Below are 17449 nucleotides of genomic sequence, written 5' to 3'. Positions count from 1 at the left end.
TCAATCCCGAAATCGGTTATGCGATCCCGTATTCATACTAATTACGGATTGATGAAGACAGTAGATACGCATGGCCGCAGGTGAACGGGTACGCTACGTGAAGCCGAATGGGTACGGTTCTTTGCTATGGGATGGTCATGGAGTACGCAGGTTGACAAATCGCAAAACATGCCATGTCGATGAGATGATATCCATCTGACGCACAGCAACCCCGAGCAGGCTGAATCATGTTCGGGGTACAGTCGATTTCCTACAGGTACAGGACATGTTTTCGTTGCCGATCCTACTGTCTCGTGAAGACAAGAAGCCATACAAACAACAGATTGCAGGACAAATCGAGTGCCTCATCCGTTCGGGCCGATTGCAGGAGGGGGATCAGCTTCCCGCGATAAGCAGGATGTCGACGCTACTCCATGTATCGAAGAATACAATTCTCGGGGCTTACGAGCTTCTACTCGAATCGAATCTCATCGAGAGCAGGCCCAGTCGAGGTTATTTCGTCACGCTTGGCAGATCGCTTATTGTCGACGCAGCCAAGCCTGGATTCGCCATTGATCATCTGCCGACCTATGCTGATGCTGTCAGCCTTGCGCGATCCAGCGGCGTGTTCATATCACCGCCTTCCAACCCCATCAGGTTTGACTTCAAGATCGGCCGCCCATCCGCTCACGCGTTCCCGCGGCGACATTTCAGCAATCTGTCAAAGCAATTGATAGATCACCACGGTGACGCAATGTCAGACTACACCCCACCAGCAGGCCTGTGGGGATTCAGGATGCAGATTTCCGATCACCTCTCGGCAGCGAAAGGCTTGAAGGTCGCCCCTGAGAATGTGCTGATAACGGCCGGGAGTCAGGAATCGCTCAGCCTGATCGCCGCGCATTTCCTGGATCATTACAGCGAAGCCGTGACGGAATCCCCTTGCTATGCCGGATTCCGGAATCTGGTACTGCGACACAATGCCACTGCCCTGCCGATACCTGTCGACGCTCAAGGGCTTCGTACCGATCTGTTACCAGAGCGCCCCGTCCAATTGGCATACGTCACTCCATCGCACCAGTATCCATTGGGATACACGATGTCGATGGAAAGGCGTCATCAACTGCTTGCCTGGGCAGCACGAAACGGGGCCATGGTCATCGAGGATGACTATGATGGGGACTTCTGCTACGAATCCGTCCTGCCACCACCATTGGCGGCAATGAATCCACATCAAGTCATATATCTGGGTACTTTCTCCAAGACCTTGGGGCCTGGCCTCAGGCTCGGATACATGGTCTGTCCTCCCGCGCTGATGGGAGATTTCATCGAGCGCAAGGCACTGCTGAACAATGGCAGCCCATGGCTTACACAGGCCGTCATGGCACGTTACTTCGATGAATGCAGCTTGGCCGTCACTTGCAGTGCCTCCGCCGCCGCTACCAGGAGCAACGCGACGAATTACTGCGCGGCCTCGAGAGAACATGGGCCGGCAGCGGCACCGTAAGCGGTCAAAATGCCGGAATGCATCTGGCGTTCAAGCTACCTGACGATGGCCATGACGCAAATATCATTGCGGATGCGGCACTCAGATATGGAGTCAGACTATACCCGCTCAACGATGCGGCAACGAGCGAAACAGACTCCTGTGAACCTCGCTACCTGCTCTTTGGGTATGCCTGCCTGGAGTCAGCCGAAATCGCCGAAGCCATGTCTCTCTTGCACGCTGCCCATAGATCACTCCATTGAATGACGACACGTCCTGGATCGACGTACGAGCATCGTCAGGACATGCGTTTCCCAGCGTATGCGATCATGAGTTTGTCCAGAAAACCAAATAACTTCCGATTCATATCCTCGTAGTCATTGGCGCGCAAAGCCCTGGGTTGCTGTACGAACCGATGTGCAGTGAGCGCCCTGAGCTCCGGTTCCGAGGCCGCAATCAGCAGTTCGATCACCTCGGGCGTGAACTCCATGTGGCACTGGAAGCCGTACACGAGATCGCTGTATTCCACGATCTGGCGCGGGCATCCCTCGCTGGACGCGATGATCCTGGCGCTTGCGGTCAGTCCGGGCATGTCGTTGTGCCAGTGGCCGACTTCCGGCGTGTCGCCGAAGTGAGCGAACTTGTCGTTGGCCTTGCCTTCGGCCGTCAGCGCGATCGGGAACTTGCCGATCTCCTTTTCCGGGCTGTGCTCGTAGCGGGCGCCCAGGGCCTCGCCGATCAACTGCGAGCCGAGGCAGATGCCTACGACCGCCTTGCCGGCCTTCACGCACTTGGCGATCAGCTCGCGCTCGGCCGCCGCATCGAAGTGGGGGCATTCCTCCTTCGTGGTGGAAGGAGACTGCGGGCCGCCCATCACTACCAGCAGGTCGATGCCGTCGGCCGATGGCGGCAGCGGTTCATGGTTGTAGACACGGGAGTAGCTCGCCTTGTAGCCACGGTCCTTGACCCAGGTTTCGTAGGCACCTGGTGCCTCGAACGATTCATGCACGACGAAGTGGACATTCATGATTTTTCCTTCCTGTTGACGAGTGATTACATGGGATGCGGACGGTAGTGAGGCTCTATCGCGCAAGCTTGGCGAGGATGCCGCACACGCTGGCCAGTTGCGGCGTCGCCATCACTGCGCCTTCGTGCAGGGCGGCATGGGTCATGTCGAGACGGCCACTGCCGATGGCCGCGACAACAGCCAACGCGGGAGTGACCACAGGAAACAGATCATCCATGCTCCCGCTGCTGGACCGCATGGCTCACGGCCTGCGCGAATGCCTGCGCATTCTCTTCATCGAGAGTGGACACCGTGATGCGCAGCCCATGCGCCGGCGACTGCACGCCGAAGGGCTCGCCCCCGCGCACCACCCAGCCACGCTGTGCCAACGCCAGCACCGCCGGCTGACTGCTTTCCGGCAGCGGCACCCACAGGTTCAGGCCGTCGGCGGGTCCGGCCACCGCAATGCCCTGCGCAGCCAGGGCCGCGGCCACGATCCGGCGGCGGCGGGCGTAGTCCTCGCGGGCCTGGTCGATCCGTGCGCTGCTCTCCGGGGAGTCCAGGCAGGCCCACACTGCATCCTGCAGCAGATGGCTGACCCAGTTCATGCCGGGCGCCAGCCGCAGACGCAGCCGCTGCGAGGTCTGCGCATCGCTCGCCACGAAGGCCAGGCGCAGGTCGGGGCCGAACATCTTGGACACCGAGCGGATCAGCACCCAGCACCGCGCCATGGGTGGGATCGCGTCGTGGTAGTCCGTCGAGGCCAGGCGGGCAAAGTGGTCGTCGGCGATGACCAGCACCTGCGGATGGCGTGCCAACACCGCACGCAGGTGGCGCGCGCGCCTGGCGCTCAGGCTGGCGCCGGTCGGGTTGTGAGCCCTGGGCGTCAGGATGACCGCCTGCGCGCCCTGTGCCAGCGCCTGCTCCAGCGCCTGGGCCTCCATGCCTTCGCTGTCGACGGCCACCCCCACGGTCTGGAACCCATTGATGCGCAGCACGTTGATGTGGCTGAGAAAGCACGGGTCTTCCACGGCCACCTTGTCGCCCACGACCAGACAGGCCATCAGCAGGCGCTCGATCGCATCCACCGCGCCATGCGTCAGGTTGATCTCGAAGTCCTCGGGGCACTGGCCCGTCATCCATTGGCGGGCGACGGCCTCGAGCGCAGGATCGACCGTGGCCTCGCCATAGAGACGGGGGCGATAGGACGTGCGTGCCAGGATGGCAGACATATCAGGCAGCCAGCGTGGATTGGGGTTGCCCCCGCCCAGGTCGATCAAGGGCGAATCGGGAACCGAGCCTTCCTGCTCGCCCGGACCGGGGCGCTCGCGGATCACCGTGCCCAGGCGCCCCTGCGTGAGCGCGACGCCGGCTGCGACCAGGCGCTTGTACGCCATCGCTACCGTATTGCGGTTGACGCCCAGCGTGACGGCAAGACCACGCACCGGAGGCAAGGCCTGGCCTGGCTCCAGTACGCCTGTCTGCGTCAAGGTACGAATGCTGTCGAAGATATCCGCTGCCGTTTTACCGACGATTTCCATAATGATCTAGGACATGATAAAGTTTGGCATAGGACAATTATACACTAACTGTTTCGATGTCGGGTCGGCTGCTGCGTGCTGAACTGCCCCACCGGCTTTCCGCAGCTCGAAACAGCGGCCTTCATTGGACTGAACCATGCACACTTATCGACTCGTCATCCACCGCCACGACAAGCTGCTGGGCCACTTTGAATCAGGCACGCCTTGGTCGCACGACGCGATCAAGGACATTGCCGCACGCCTGAGCGAAGCCGATGGCTACCGGCTCGAATTCCTCGTTGCCAGCGGCGAGCGCCGTCTCCTGGAAAGCCGCCCGGATGGCGTACGTGTGCTGAGCAGTGAATTGCTGTTCTCCCCCCTTCCCTGAAAAGCCGAAGCCACATGCAGCACACCACCACTCATCTGATGCAAACCTACGCCCGCCAGCCAGTGTCCTTCGTTCGCGGCCAGGGCGCGCTGCTGTGGGACACACGGGGCATCGAATACCTTGATGCCATTGCCGGTGTGGCCGTCACCAACCTCGGGCATGCCCATCCGGAGATCGCGACTGCCATCGCGGAGCAGGCGAGCCTGCTGCTGCACACATCCAATATGTTCTCTATCGCCTGGCAGGAACGCCTGGGGGAACGCCTATGTGCGCTCGCCGGCATGGAGCGTGCCTTCTTCTGCAACTCCGGGGCGGAAGCCAACGAGGCAGCCCTGAAGCTGGCCCGCCTGCATGCCCACCGTCTGGGCGTCGCGCAGCCGCAAGTCCTGGTGATGGAGAACAGCTTTCATGGCCGCACCTTCGCGACGCTCGCTGCGACAGGCAACCCTGCCGTGCACCGGGGCTTCGAACCGCTGATGCCGGGCTTCCTGCGCGTGCCATATGACGACATCAACGCCGTGCGCACAGCTGCCGCCGCCACGCCCGGCATCGTTGCTGTGCTCGTCGAGCCGGTGCAGGGTGAAGGCGGCGTGCGAGTCGCCTCGTGCGAATATCTGCAGCGGCTGCGCGAGCTGTGCGATGAGCACGGCTGGCTGCTCATGATCGACGAGGTGCAGACCGGCATGGGCCGCACGGGGGCATGGTTCGGCTTTCAGCATGCCGGCGTGGCGCCCGACGTCATCACGCTGGCCAAGGGGCTCGGCAACGGTTTCCCGATCGGCGCATGCCTGGCGCGTGGAGAAGCCGCCAAACTGTTCTCCCCCGGCCACCACGGCTCGACTTTCGGCGGTAGTCCGCTGGCCTGCCGCATCGGCTGCACCGTGCTCGACATTATGGAGCGCGAACACATTTCCCAGCATGCGGCGGCAATGGGAGAACGGCTGCTTTCAGGCTTGCGCGACAGACTCCGGCACCAGCCGAACGTTGTTGCGATTCGAGGCCATGGCCTGATGGTGGGTATTGAGACAGATGCACATTGCAGCGAACTCGTCGGACTGGCGCTGGCGAAAGAGCGTTTACTCATCAGCGTGACTCGCGGCAATACGATCCGCCTCCTGCCTCCCTTGATCATCAACGCCGCGCAGGTCGATGACATCATCGGACGGGTCGGCCGTTTGCTCTGGAACTAGCAGTGATGCTGCATCCCGGTCGATTTGGACCATGCGGATACGAGTGACACTGCACGTTTCCACTTTTTGCCGTTTTGGCCAACCATTCCCACAACCGCGCACGTTCCATCTTCAATAGCTGGAAGGCCATGACGTGGCGTCGCCTCGACACAGGACTGCCAATGCAATTCCATTTTCCCATCGTCATCATCGACGAGGACTTCCGTTCCGAGAACACGTCCGGCCTGAGCATCCGTGCCCTGGCTGAAGCGATCAAATCAGAGGGTTTCGACGTCCTGGGCGCGACCAGCTACCATGACCTCAGCCAGTTCGCCCAGCAGCAGAGCCGTGCCAGTGCCTTCATCCTGTCGATCGACGATGAAGAGTTCGTCTCCGACGCCGAGACTGCACCGGCATTGCAGAGCATCCGGCTCTTCATCAGCGAGGTCCGGCGCCGCAATGTCGACGTGCCCATCTACCTCTACGGCGAGACGAAGACCGCTCACCATGTGCCCAACGACATCCTGCGCGAGCTGCATGGCGTCATCCACATGTTCGAGGACACGCCGGAGTTCGTCGCACGCCACCTCATCCGCGAGGCGAAGAACTACCTCGCCGGCATCAAGCCGCCCTTTCTGAAGGCATTGCTCGATTACGCGGAAGACGGCTCCTATTCGTGGCACTGCCCCGGGCACTCCGGCGGTGTTGCCTTCCTGAAGAGCCCCGTCGGCCAGGTCTTCCATCAGTTCTTCGGTGAGAACATGCTGCGCGCCGACGTCTGCAATGCGGTCGAAGAACTGGGACAACTGCTGGATCATAACGGCGCCATTGGTGCCAGCGAACGCAACGCGGCACGCATCTTCAATGCCGACCACTGCTTCTTCGTGACGAACGGCACCAGCACCAGCAACAAGATCGTCTGGCAGCACGCGGTGGCGCCGGGCGACGTGGTGGTCGTGGACCGCAATTGCCACAAATCCATTCTCCACAGCATCATCCTGACGGGGGCGATCCCCGTCTTCCTGCGCCCCACCCGCAACCATCTGGGCATCATCGGGCCGATTCCACGCCAGGAGTTCTCGCTCGAGGCCATCAAGGCGAAGATACGCAGTCATCCCCTGCTGGCCGGCGTCGACGCCGAGACAGTCCGGCCACGCGTGCTGGTGCTGACGCAATCGACCTACGACGGCATTCTCTACGACACCGAGACCATCAAGTCCGCACTCGACGGCTACGTCGAGGCGCTGCACTTCGATGAAGCATGGCTTCCGCATGCGGCCTTCCACCCCTTCTACGGCAGCTATCACGCCATGGGCAAGAAGCGTGCGCGGCCTCGCGAGTCGCTGGTGTATTCAACGCAATCGACCCACAAACTGCTGGCAGGCATCAGCCAGGCCAGCCATATCCTGGTGCAGGACTCGGCCACACGCCGACTCGATCGCCATCTGTTCAACGAGGCCTACCTGATGCACATCTCGACCTCGCCGCAATACGCCATCATCGCGAGCTGCGACGTGGCAGCGGCGATGATGGAGCCGCCGGGAGGCCGGACACTGGTCGAAGAAAGCATCGTCGAAGCCCTGAACTTCCGGCGTGCGATGCGCAAGGTGGGCGAGCAGTTCACTGCGGACGACTGGTGGTTCGAGGTTTGGGGGCCGGCAACGCCGGAACAGGAAGGGATCGGAAGCGCGCAGGACTGGATCATTTCCGCCAGCGAGCCCGACGGGCAATGGCATGGCTTCGGCCCGCTTGTCGATGGATTCAACATGCTCGACCCGATCAAGGCCACCATCGTGACGCCCGGACTGGACATGGACGGCCGCTTCGGTCCCACCGGCATCCCCGCGTCGATCGTCACCAAGTTCCTGGCCGAGCATGGGGTGATCATCGAAAAGACCGGCCTCTACAGCTTCTTCATCATGTTCACCATAGGTATCACCAAGGGCCGCTGGAACTCGCTGGTGACCGCGCTGCAGCAGTTCAAGGACGACTACGAACGCAACGTGCCGATGTATCGCGTGCTGCCGGAATTCTGCCGGAAGTACCCGCGCTACGAAGAAATGGGACTGCGTGATCTGTGCCAGCACGTGCATGCGCTGTATGCCAGGCATGACATCGCCCGCCTGACGACCGAGATGTACCTCACCGAAGCCGTTCCGGCAATGAAACCCAGCGAGGCCTACGCGCACATCGCGAACCACAGGACCGAGCGCGTCGACATCGAGCGCCTGGAAGGCCGCGTCACCACCAGCCTGATCACCCCGTACCCGCCGGGCATTCCGCTCCTCATCCCCGGCGAGATGTTCAACCGGACCATCGTCGACTATCTCAAGTTCTCGGGCGAACTCAATCAGTTGGCCCCCGGCTTCGGCACGGACATCCACGGATTTGTCGAGCTGCCGGGAGAGCACGGCCAGCCCCGATACTATGTGGATTGTGTTGCCTGATAGGGTAAAGACACGACAGGTAATCTCGGTATGCCAACCGAAGCTCCTTCATCGTAGCCATCGGTGGCATGCCTACAGGCGGAGGATGGCAGCACGACCATGGACTTACCATTGATCGAGCCGGTCTTGCTCTTCTCGCAAACACTCCAGGACGTGCCCACGACTGCCCCCACAAGCACCACCGCCGGACTGCGCAAACCGCTTTCCAGCGCCGCGACGAGGTTTCCCACCCGTCCCCGCCAGCATCGCTCGTAGCCGCTGCCGGCATTCATCACGACGGCAGCGGGTGTGTCTGCGCCCATGCCTGCACGGCACAAGGCATCCCGGATTTCCGCCAATCGGCTCATGCCCATGTAGATCACCAGCGTGGTACCGCCTGCGCACAGCGCCTGCCAGTCGGGACTGTCGCCGGCGGCGGTACGGGCCGTCACGAAACTCACGCCATGCGCAAGCTCGCGGTGCGTCAGGCCAATGCCCAGCACCTGTGCGGCAGCGATACCCGCGCTCAGGCCGCTGACGATCTCCATCTCGATACCGTGTTCGCGAAGGAATACCGCCTCCTCTCCGCCACGACCGAAGAAGCCTGGATCACCCCCCTTCACTCTTGCCACGCTTCGTCCGGCCAGCACATGGGCGAGCATTCGCGCATTGATGTCCTCCTGTCGGGCCGAACGCGGATTGCCGCCCCGTTTACCGCAGGACTCCAGCTTCGTGCCGGGCCGCGCGTAACGAAGCAGATCCTTTCCCACCAGATCGTCGACCAGCCACACGTCGGCCTGCTGCAGCACGCGCAACGCGCGCAAGGTGATTAGATCCGCGCTACCGGGCCCCGCCCCCACTAGCCAGACCTTGCCCAGGTTTCTTGCCCTATCCATGACCGCCTCCCGTATCCGGAAAAAAGGCCGGCGATGATCTGCCGGCCAGGGTGAAAAAAGCTCTTACGGGCGTGCAGGCCTGGAAGCGTAATAGTCGGCCAGAGCCTTGATGAGCTCGGGAGCCAGCGGTTCGGCCATGGCGTTCATCACCGGGTCGGTACGCTGCCGCTGTTTGAAGTCGTCGAGCTGCTTCACCAGATACTCGACTTTCTGCCCCGCCAGATTGGGATACAGGCCCTCGCTGCTGATCCCGTCGATACCGTGACAGCTGGCGCACAGCGGCAGGATCGCCGCGACTTCCGGCGCAGACGTAGAGGAGTCGGCTGCCCGGACGTGCGCAGACATCGGCGCGAGAGCAAGGGCAAGAAGAATGAAGGTGATCGGTTTCATCATGGACTCCTGGATCAGAACGGACGGGTTTCCGGCAAGCCGACGCTCACCCAGCGGGTACGGGCTCGCGAGAAGATCCCCGCCGGGCTTTCCATGCGGTGCTCGGCAAGCAGTTCCAGGCTGGTGCTGTCGTAGATGCGCACACGGTCGCCCCAGTAACCGGCACTGACGTACATGGCCTCGCCACTGCGGTTGTACTCGGGGAAGAAGGCGTGGCCGCCGACGTCCAGCGTTTTGGCGACCTCCAGGGTGTTCTTGTCGATGAGCTGGATCAGGGAGGCGCGCTTGTCCTTGTCGACGATGTCGACCGCTACATAAGGAGCATTGGGGTGCGCGGCCGGCGATTCGGTCGCTCCCGCCACCTTCACCTGCTTCACCAGCGAGAAGTCCTTGGTATCCCACACGGTGACCACCGAGCCCATGTCGCAGGTGCCGATGTTGGTGCCGAAGGCCAGGAAGCGGCCGTTGACTTCCGTCACTGCGCCGGAGCCGACGTGCGGCTGGCAACCGGCCGGGATGTCGGCCGCGACCTTGTTTTCCTTGAAGTCGATGGCGACGATCTTGTTGTCGCCATAGGAAGCCACCATCGAGTAGCGGCCGTCCGGCGTCAGGAAAGTGTCGTGCAGCATGCGGCCGACACCGATGAGCTTGGTCACCGGCATGCCCGGCTTGTCCAGATCGATGATCCAGATCTGTCCGGCCTGGCGCAGCGTAAGCGCGAACTTGTTGTTGATGCGGCTGCCGATCACCGGGCCGCCGGCGGATTGCACGAACTTGCCGTCCGGATCCTTGCCTTCGAGCTTCAGGTACTTGACCGGCTCCAGGGTGTCGGCATTCAGGATGGCAACGATGTTGGGCACGAAGGAACTCACCGCCAGCCACTTGCCGTCGTTCGACAAGGCAATGCCCGGCCCGGTCAGGCCAGCCTTGGCGCGGCGCACCACCTGCAGGGTGTAAAGGTCGACCTTGTGCACCACGCCGTCGTCGCTCTTGAGCCAGGCCCAGCGCTCCGACACCGGGCTGAAGTCCATGATGTGCGGGCCGTCGGTGCTCAGTTCGCCCACCACGCGGTGAGTCTTACCGTCGATGAAGACGGCCTTGGCGTTGCCGTGCTCGCCGCCCCTGCCGTAGCGTCCGCGCGCCATCACCACCATCAGGTCATACACCGAATCGATCTCGTAGGCCGGCTTGTCCGGCAGCGTCTTCTCATCCACCAGCACCTCGACGCTGGCGCGGATGTCCTCCAGTCCCCACTCCGGCGTGCTGGCCGGCTGGGTCTTGATGTAGCTGGCGAGCAAGCGGATGTCGTCGTCCGCCAGACGACCGACGAAGGGCGGCATCAAGGTGTCGGGAATGCCTGTCATGATGGTCCCGCGCAAGGCGGCCTCGCTCTGCACTAGGCGGTCGCTGGTCAGCGCCGGCGCGACATAGCCACTCCGGTTGGCTGCATGGCAGACCGCACAGTTGTCCTGGAACAATGCTTCGGCCCTGTCCGCCTTTTCGAACGATGCGCCGCTGGCAGTACTGCAAAGCGTGGCCAGAATTGCGGTGATGAAGATCTTTTCTTTATGCACGACGTTCTCCCTGAACGTTAACAAAGCCTATCCGGGCAAACACGACTATGGGAGAAACGGTCCTGCCATGGAGGACATAGCCCTACTAATGCCATGGGTACAGCGCAGGCAGTCCAGAGCGGCATAATGTGGGCACACTCCACCATTGCCTGTCCTCAGTCCTCAAACGACTGTGGCAACCTAAAAAACCGATGCAGAACAGACTGCTTGCCGTACCGATCCAGCTGTCCCGTGACAGCGCCGAACCCTACAAACAGCAGATCGCCAACGGCATCGAGCGGCTCATTGCCACCGGTCGGCTGCATGCCCACGACCAGTTGCCATCGATCAACGAACTGACGGCGCAACTGGGCGTTTCGAAAAACACCGTGCTGGGTGCTTATGAATTGCTGTATGCAGCAGGACTGGTACGGAGCGAACACCGGCGGGGGGTCTTCGTCGAACCGGGCGGCCCCTGCATGGGCAAACCGGTCGAATCGGCACGCGCGCAGCCGGTGCCCGCCCCATCGGCCGCGCCGGCCTACGCCGATGCAGCCAAACCGCCGCCGGGCTCCGGCGTACACGCGCAACCGCCGGCAATGCCGGTCCGTTTCGACTTCAAGATCGGCCGTCCGGCCGCCTCCGTCTTCCCGGCGCAGCGCTGGGCCGAACTGTCCAGCCGCCTGCTTCGCCAGATGAGCCGTGCGATCGCCGAATACACCCCCGCCGAAGGCTTGTGGGGGCTGCGCATGCAGCTTGCCGACCATCTTTCCGCGAGCAAGGGCTTCGACGTGGAGCCGGAACAGATCGTGATCGTCTCCGGAAGCCAGGAGGCCTTGAGCCTGCTGACGGCCCATTGCCTGGGCGAAGGCGATGAAGCGGTCATGGAGGCCCCTGGCTATACCGGCTTCAGCCGCGTGCTCGACATGCACCGAGCGAAGATCACGCGCATTCCCGTCGACTCACAGGGCCTTCAGGTCGATGCCTTGCCGCAACGGCCGGTCCGGTTGGCGTACGTCACGCCTTCGCACCAGTACCCGCTCGGTTACGAGCTGTCACTGCCGCGCCGCCGCCAGTTGCTGGAGTGGGCAGCAGCCAACGGCACACTCATCATCGAGGACGACTACGACGGCGAGTTCCGCTACGAAAACACGCCGCTACCGCCACTGGCCGCGCTGGACCCTTCGCGCGTGGTCTATCTCGGCACCTTTTCCAAGACCCTGGGGCCAGGCCTGCGGCTAGGCTACATGGTCTGCCCGCCTGCGCTGGTCGACGCCATAATCCGGCGCAAGGCCTTGCTCAACAACGGCTGTCCCTGGCTCGAGCAGGCGGTGATGACGCGCTACATCGAGGCCGGTGAGTATTCCCGCCATCTGCATGCGCTGCGCCGCCGCTATCACGGCCAGCGCGACTGCCTGCTCGGCGGACTCGATCGAATCTGGGGAACGGCTGGACGGGTCAGCGGCCAGCATGGCGGCATGCACGTCGCCTTTCACCTTCTGGATGGCAGCGAGCATGCCGCGGACGTCGCACAAAAGGCTCTGGCATGCGGCGTGCGGCTCTATACGCTGCCCGAGGCTGCCAGCGGCGGCAGCCAGGACGTCGAGCAGCGGGCGCTACTGTTCGGCTACGCATCTATGGACAGCGAAGCCATCGAACAGGCGCTCGAACGCTTGGCCGCGGTGCCGCAAGTCATCGGCAGACATCACTCGGTGACGACGATGAGGCCCTTCATTTCCGGATGCGGCCCGCAGGTGTATTCGTAATTGCCGGGCTGCTCGAACTTGCGCGACCAGCGCTCGCCGGGGAAGAAGCGCTCGGACTCCTCTCCGCTCCCCCTGAACAGCACCGAATGGCTGACGCGCTTCTCGTCGTTGATCCAGGTCACGGTGTCGCCGGCCTTGATCATAAGTTCGGCGGGCGTGTAGGCGTATTGGACGATGCGCACCTCGTGCTCGGCCGCCCATGCTCCGCCCGCGACCATGAGGCCCGCCAGCATGCCCGCGCGCAGCTGCCGGGTTATCCACTTCGTCTTCATGCTTCTCTCCCGTCCGGAAAACGCATGACGGGAACCCATGCGCATGCATGGATTCCCGTCCTCTCGCCATGCGTGCGGCACCGACGCCGCACGCTGCCGTCCCGTCTTACTGCTTGGCGGCAGTGATGTCGGCCTTGGCGTCGATGCCGAGCTTGTAGCCCAGCGACACATGGTGGAAGCGGCCGGCCGCGCTGTCGTCGTGGATGGCGAAGCCGAAGTTGTAGGTCTTGCCCGCTTCGAGCGCGACGTCGCCCTGCCCGCCAGCCGCCAGCTTGCGGGTGAACACCACGGTCCAGGTGTCGCCGTCCTGCTTGCCTTCAGCGCTGACCAGCGCGCTGCCGCCTTCCATCACGCGGGTGTCGGCGACGTGGCCGTCGAAGCCCTTCTTCTCTCCGCTGCGCCACTGGTAAAGGTCGTAGAACTTGCCCTCGGCCAGCGACGCGCCCTTGACGTACTTGGTCTTGGTATCGGCCGCGTCCGGCATGGTGCGCGAGTCGGTGTGGCAGGTGGCCCAGCAGCCGGCCTGGTCAGCCAGCTCCACCTTGCCGCCGGATTCGAGCATGAACGCGATCTTGACCGGGTTCTTGTCGTCCATCTTGGCTGCGCCCGAGGCTGCGGGCTGCTTCCAGGAGAAGCGCAGGTAGAGGTTGTCGGCGTCGTGCGCGGCCTGCACCTTCACCGGGATGAAGGCAGCCTTGCCGGCGATCGGGCTGGGCTCGATCTTCTGGCCGCTGGCGATCTTCTTGCCCATGTCGGACGTCTCTTCATGGTGACAATCGGCACAGGTCTCGCCTTTTTTCAGCGCACGCGCGCCGCCGTGTGCACTGCCTTTCTGGATCCATTCCAGCGGCGACACGCCGGGATAGAACAGCGTGATGTCCTTGGCCTCGACCTTGCCCCAGTCGGGCGCCGCGGCCAGTGCCGATCCGGTGCCAAGGGCGAGAACGGTGCCGACAGCGGCTGCGATCATCGTCTTCTTCATGTTCGTTTCCTCACTGCGGATGGGTCGGGAAGAAAGCCGGGCGCCTGCAGCGCAGGCGCTCGCCGGATCATTCCTCGTCTTCGTCGGTCATGCCTTCGGGCTTGTGGTGGGCGATGCCCTTGTGGCAGTCGATGCAGGTCATCTTGTCTTCGATGGCCATCTCGTGCTGCTTGCGTGCGCGCTGCTTCTGCTTTTCGGGATCCATGCTCTCGAAACCGTGGCAATTGCGGCATTCGCGCGAATCGGCGGCCTTCATCCGTGCCCATTCGCTGCGCGCCAGCGTCAGGCGCTTGGCTTCGAACTTCTCGGGCGTGGAAATGCTGCCGGTGAGCTTGCCCCACACTTCCCGCGAGGCCTGGACCTTGCGGATCATCTTGTGCGTCCACTCCTTGGGCACATGGCAGTCCGGACAGGTCGCACGCACGCCGGTGCGGTTGTTGTAGTGGATGGTTTCCTTGTATTCCTGATAGACGTTCTCCTCCATCTCGTGGCAGGAGATGCAGAAGGTCTCGGTGTTGGTGGCTTCCAGCACGGTGTTGAAGCCGCCCCAGAAGAGCACGCCGAGCAGAATGCCGACAGACAAAAGGCCGCCCAGCGAGTACTTCGTGGAAGGCCGGCGCAGGCGGGCCATCAGGCCGCCGGAATCTTGTTGTTTGGAGCTGTCTCGATCTGTCATGGGACTCCCCTTGCGCCCCCGCGCCGAGGCGCGGGGGTTCGGGTCAATGATCGGCTAGGCGATCAATAGACGTCGTGCATCGTGTTATAGACGTTGAACTTGCCGGTCGGCGTGACGACTTCAGGATCGGTGATGACCTGCTTCACCTTCAGCGTCTTGTCGTCATAGATCACGATTGCCGACTGGTCGGTCTTGCCGCCCCACAGCGAGATCCACACTTCGTCGCCAGCCTGGTTGTACTCGGGCTGCACCGCGCGGCGGATCGCCTTGCTTTCCGGCAGGCCGGAATCCTTGGCGACGTTGAGCTGCGTCGGCGGCTTGGACAGATCGTTCATATCGAACACATACACCGACTCGGCAACCTCACGCTCGGGGTTCATCGGCGCATCGGCCCAGAAGTGCTTGGACTTCGGATGCGTCTTGACGAACAGGTTGCCCGCGCCCGGCATCTTCAGTTCCTGCACGACCTTCCAGTTGTGCTCCTTGTACTTGGCGAACTTGGGATCGTCGGACGCAGTCGAGATCAGCGAGACGACTTCGTCGCCGAGGTGACCGGTCGACCACACGGGGCCATATTGCGGATGGACGAAGTTGGCTCCGCGGCCCGGGTGCGGAATCTTCGCGGTGTCGACCAGCGCAGCCAGCTTGCCGGTCTTGGTATCGACCGCAGCAACCTTGTTCGACGCGTTGGCAGCCACCATGAAGTAGCGGCCCGAGGCATCCCAGCCGCCGTCATGCAGGAACTTGGCGGATTCGATGGTCGTCGACTTCAGGTTCTTGATGTCGCTGTAGTCGACCAGCAGGATCATGCCGGTTTCCTTGACGTTGACCACCCACTCGGGCTTCTGCAGCGAAGCGACGATGGAGGCCACGCGCGGCTCGGGGTGGTAGTCGCCATCCACCGTCTGGCCGCGGGTCGAGACGACCTTGATCGGTTCGAGCGTCTCGCCGTCCATGATCGAGTACTGGGGCGGCCAGTAGGTGCCGCCGATCAGGTACTTGTCTTCGTAGCCCTTGAACTTCGAGGTATCGACCGAACGCGCGTCCGAACCCAGGCGCACCGTGGCGACGGTGGTGGGCTCTTCGTACCACATGTCGATGATGGTGGTCAGGCCGTCGCGGCCGACGGTGTACACGTAGCGGCCGGAAGCCGACAGGCGCGAGATGTGCACCGCGTAACCGGTATCGAGGATCTTCCAGATCTTGTGGGTGTCGCCATCGACCAGAGCCAGCTTGCCCGCGTCACGCAGCGTGATCGCGAACACGTTGTTCAGGTTGACCTTGTTCATCTGCTTCTTCGGACGCTGATCGACCGGAACGATGAGCTTCCAGCTATCCTTCATGTCCTTGAGCGAGAACTCGGGCGGAATCGGCGGCTCGTTCTGGATGTAGCGCGCCATCAGGTTGATTTCTTCCGGCGTCAGAATGTCGTCGTAGTTGACCATGCCGCCTTCGGTGCCGTAGGCGATGATCTTTTCCAGACGGTCGGTGCCCAGCTTCAGCGTACCGCCTTCCATCTTGGTGCCGTCGTCCAGAGTCTTGCTCCAGTGCGGCTCCAGATTCTTGCCAGTGGCGCCCTTGCGCAGCACGCCATGGCAACCCGCACAGCGCTCGAAGTAGATCTGTTTCGCCTGCTCCATCTCTTCCGGCGTCAATTTCGGCGCCGTCTGCGCCCATGCGCTTCCCAGCGCCATCGGCAGAATCGCCAACGCCAGGGTTTTTCCAATCCAGCTCTTGTTGTGCATTGCCCTCTCCTTAAGCACGGGACGTCGAAGTAACACTGCGGCGCCAGTATCGAATCGCACGTGCTCTCCGATCCTTGATTTGAGTTAATTTTCCCTACGCCTTGTACGGATAAAGTGCCGTCACACGTTCAGCAGCACCAAACCGTTGAGCGAATAAGCAAAATGGAATATTGAGGCCGCGGGTATACGCGGCTGTCGATCCCCTGCACAAGACGGAGTCGTCCCATGCACGCAGCCACTCTCGCCCCCGCAGCCGCCCCCCAATCCGTTCAGGCCGCATCCGCTCGCCAGCCGGGCGGATACGAGGAACCAGGCCGGCCCGGTGCGCTGGCACCGCAGATGGAAGACGAGCACGATGCCGCCACGCGCGGCTGCGTGTATCTGGTGGGCGCCGGTCCGGGCGATCCGGAGCTGCTGACGCTGAAGGCCGCGCGCCTGATCGAGTCCGCCGAGGCGGTGGTCTACGATCATCTCGTCAGCCCGGCCGTGCTCAAGCTGATTCCGCCGACGGCGCGGCGCGTCTATGCCGGCAAGGAAGCCGGCAACCACGCCCTGCCCCAGCACGAGATCAATCGCCTGCTGGTCGAACTGGCCAGCGAAGGCCTGCGCGTGGTACGGCTCAAGGGCGGCGACCCCTTCATCTTCGGCCGCGGCGGCGAGGAAATGCAGGCGGTACAGGCCGCCGGCCTGCACTGCGAGATCGTCCCCGGCATCACCGCCGCGGCCGGCGCAGGCGCCACCAGCGGCATCCCGCTGACTCATCGCGAACATGCGCAGACGCTGGTTTTCGCCACCGGGCACCTGAAGGACGATACCGTCGATCTCGACTGGGAAGCGCTCGCGCGCCCGAACCAGACCGTGGTCATCTACATGGGCCTGGGTGCGCTGGACATCATCTGCCGCGAACTGGTCGCTCATGGCCTGCCGGCCGGCACGCCCGCGGCAGTCATCCACGGTGCCACCACTGCCGAGCAGCGCAGCGTCTACAGCACGCTCGGCAAGCTGCCGGCAGCCGTGCTCGAAGCCGGCCTGCGCCCGCCGGCGCTGATCATCATCGGCGATGTCGTCACCATCGGCCGGAACGCGCTCCAGTCCGCCTGTACCCTGGCCGGCCAGAGCCTTGCTGCGATGCAATGACTACACTGAGGCCATGGGTATAATCCGCGTTTCATGACCCTGTCCCACGGATATCGCC

The 17449-nt window shown here is 62.8% G+C and carries 16 protein-coding genes; 6 read left to right on the top strand and 10 right to left on the bottom strand.

The window, feature by feature from the left end; translation table 11 throughout:
• Positions 1-265: 265 nt before the first annotated feature.
• Positions 266-1486 (top strand): aminotransferase-like domain-containing protein, encoded by a 1221-nt coding sequence (locus tag NX068_RS04245; RefSeq protein WP_263460039.1) that lies wholly within the window; start codon positions 266-268, stop codon positions 1484-1486.
• A gap of 277 nt (positions 1487-1763) precedes the next feature.
• Here the strand turns inward: NX068_RS04245 and NX068_RS04240 are convergent, their stop codons facing one another.
• From NX068_RS04240 to ptsJ, 3 genes are read right to left on the bottom strand one after another with little or no spacing between them, the layout of a single operon-like run.
• A complete protein-coding gene (locus tag NX068_RS04240) occupies positions 1764-2492 on the bottom strand; it encodes a type 1 glutamine amidotransferase (protein WP_263460038.1) in 729 nt (242 codons plus the stop codon).
• Between the two features lie 55 nt (positions 2493-2547).
• A complete protein-coding gene (locus tag NX068_RS04235; RefSeq protein WP_263460037.1) occupies positions 2548-2709 on the bottom strand; it encodes a hypothetical protein in 162 nt (53 codons plus the stop codon).
• Entirely contained in the window at positions 2702-4012 is a 1311-nt protein-coding gene (gene ptsJ / locus NX068_RS04230; protein ID WP_263460036.1) for a MocR-like B6 salvage transcription factor PtsJ, read from the bottom strand. Before ptsJ ends, NX068_RS04235 begins: the two co-directional genes overlap by 8 nt.
• A 136-nt stretch (positions 4013-4148) precedes the next feature.
• On the opposite strand from ptsJ, the gene NX068_RS04225 reads away from it, so the two are divergent.
• From NX068_RS04225 to NX068_RS04215, 3 genes are all read left to right on the top strand, one after another.
• Positions 4149-4379: a cytoplasmic protein gene (locus tag NX068_RS04225; protein WP_263460035.1), complete on the top strand. Its 231-nt coding sequence runs from the start codon at positions 4149-4151 to the stop codon at positions 4377-4379.
• A gap of 14 nt (positions 4380-4393) precedes the next feature.
• On the top strand, positions 4394-5569 hold the full coding sequence (locus tag NX068_RS04220; RefSeq protein ID WP_263460034.1) for an aspartate aminotransferase family protein: 1176 nt from the start codon (positions 4394-4396) through the stop codon (positions 5567-5569).
• Between the two features lie 161 nt (positions 5570-5730).
• Positions 5731-7995, top strand: a complete 2265-nt coding sequence (locus NX068_RS04215; RefSeq protein WP_263460033.1) for an arginine/lysine/ornithine decarboxylase — start codon at positions 5731-5733, stop codon at positions 7993-7995.
• Here the strand turns inward: NX068_RS04215 and cobA (NX068_RS04210) are convergent.
• The 3 genes from cobA (NX068_RS04210) to NX068_RS04200 form a co-directional block, all read right to left on the bottom strand.
• Complete coding sequence (gene cobA, locus NX068_RS04210) at positions 7974-8870, bottom strand: uroporphyrinogen-III C-methyltransferase (protein WP_263460032.1); 897 nt, start codon at positions 8868-8870, stop codon at positions 7974-7976. The two genes, NX068_RS04215 and cobA (NX068_RS04210), sit on opposite strands and share 22 nt — an antisense overlap.
• A gap of 63 nt (positions 8871-8933) precedes the next feature.
• Entirely contained in the window at positions 8934-9260 is a 327-nt protein-coding gene (locus NX068_RS04205) for a c-type cytochrome (RefSeq protein WP_263460031.1), read from the bottom strand.
• A 14-nt stretch (positions 9261-9274) separates the two neighbouring features.
• Complete coding sequence (locus NX068_RS04200; RefSeq protein WP_263460030.1) at positions 9275-10834, bottom strand: cytochrome D1 domain-containing protein; 1560 nt, start codon at positions 10832-10834, stop codon at positions 9275-9277.
• 191 nt (positions 10835-11025) lie between these two features.
• Here NX068_RS04200 and pdxR point away from each other — a divergent pair, with 191 nt between their 5' ends.
• On the top strand, positions 11026-12579 hold the full coding sequence (gene pdxR / locus NX068_RS04195; protein ID WP_263460029.1) for a MocR-like pyridoxine biosynthesis transcription factor PdxR: 1554 nt from the start codon (positions 11026-11028) through the stop codon (positions 12577-12579).
• On the opposite strand, the gene NX068_RS04190 is transcribed toward pdxR, so the two are convergent.
• The 4 genes from NX068_RS04190 to NX068_RS04175 all read right to left on the bottom strand — a co-directional run bounded on the left by NX068_RS04190 (position 12519) and on the right by NX068_RS04175 (position 16254).
• Positions 12519-12851 carry a cupredoxin domain-containing protein gene (locus tag NX068_RS04190; protein ID WP_263460028.1) on the bottom strand — a complete coding sequence of 111 codons (333 nt, stop codon included), beginning with the start codon at positions 12849-12851 and terminating at the stop codon, positions 12519-12521. The genes pdxR and NX068_RS04190 overlap by 61 nt on opposite strands.
• 106 nt (positions 12852-12957) lie before the next feature.
• Positions 12958-13833, bottom strand: coding sequence for an ethylbenzene dehydrogenase-related protein (locus NX068_RS04185; protein WP_263460027.1), 876 nt, complete (start codon positions 13831-13833; stop codon positions 12958-12960).
• A gap of 67 nt (positions 13834-13900) precedes the next feature.
• Positions 13901-14464 carry a NapC/NirT family cytochrome c gene (locus NX068_RS04180; protein ID WP_263460193.1) on the bottom strand — a complete coding sequence of 188 codons (564 nt, stop codon included), beginning with the start codon at positions 14462-14464 and terminating at the stop codon, positions 13901-13903.
• A gap of 107 nt (positions 14465-14571) precedes the next feature.
• Positions 14572-16254 carry a cytochrome D1 domain-containing protein gene (locus NX068_RS04175; RefSeq protein ID WP_263460026.1) on the bottom strand — a complete coding sequence of 561 codons (1683 nt, stop codon included), beginning with the start codon at positions 16252-16254 and terminating at the stop codon, positions 14572-14574.
• A gap of 225 nt (positions 16255-16479) precedes the next feature.
• On the opposite strand from NX068_RS04175, the gene cobA (NX068_RS04170) reads away from it, so the two are divergent.
• Positions 16480-17391, top strand: a complete 912-nt coding sequence (gene cobA / locus NX068_RS04170; protein ID WP_263460025.1) for a uroporphyrinogen-III C-methyltransferase — start codon at positions 16480-16482, stop codon at positions 17389-17391.
• Positions 17392-17449: the final 58 nt, after the last annotated feature.

It is taken from the genome of Thauera carbonicopians (genome assembly GCF_025699485.1).
Lineage (GTDB): Bacteria > Pseudomonadota > Gammaproteobacteria > Burkholderiales > Rhodocyclaceae > Thauera.
Note: the sequence above shows the minus strand (reverse complement) of the source record. Positions and strands in the feature narration are given on the sequence as shown.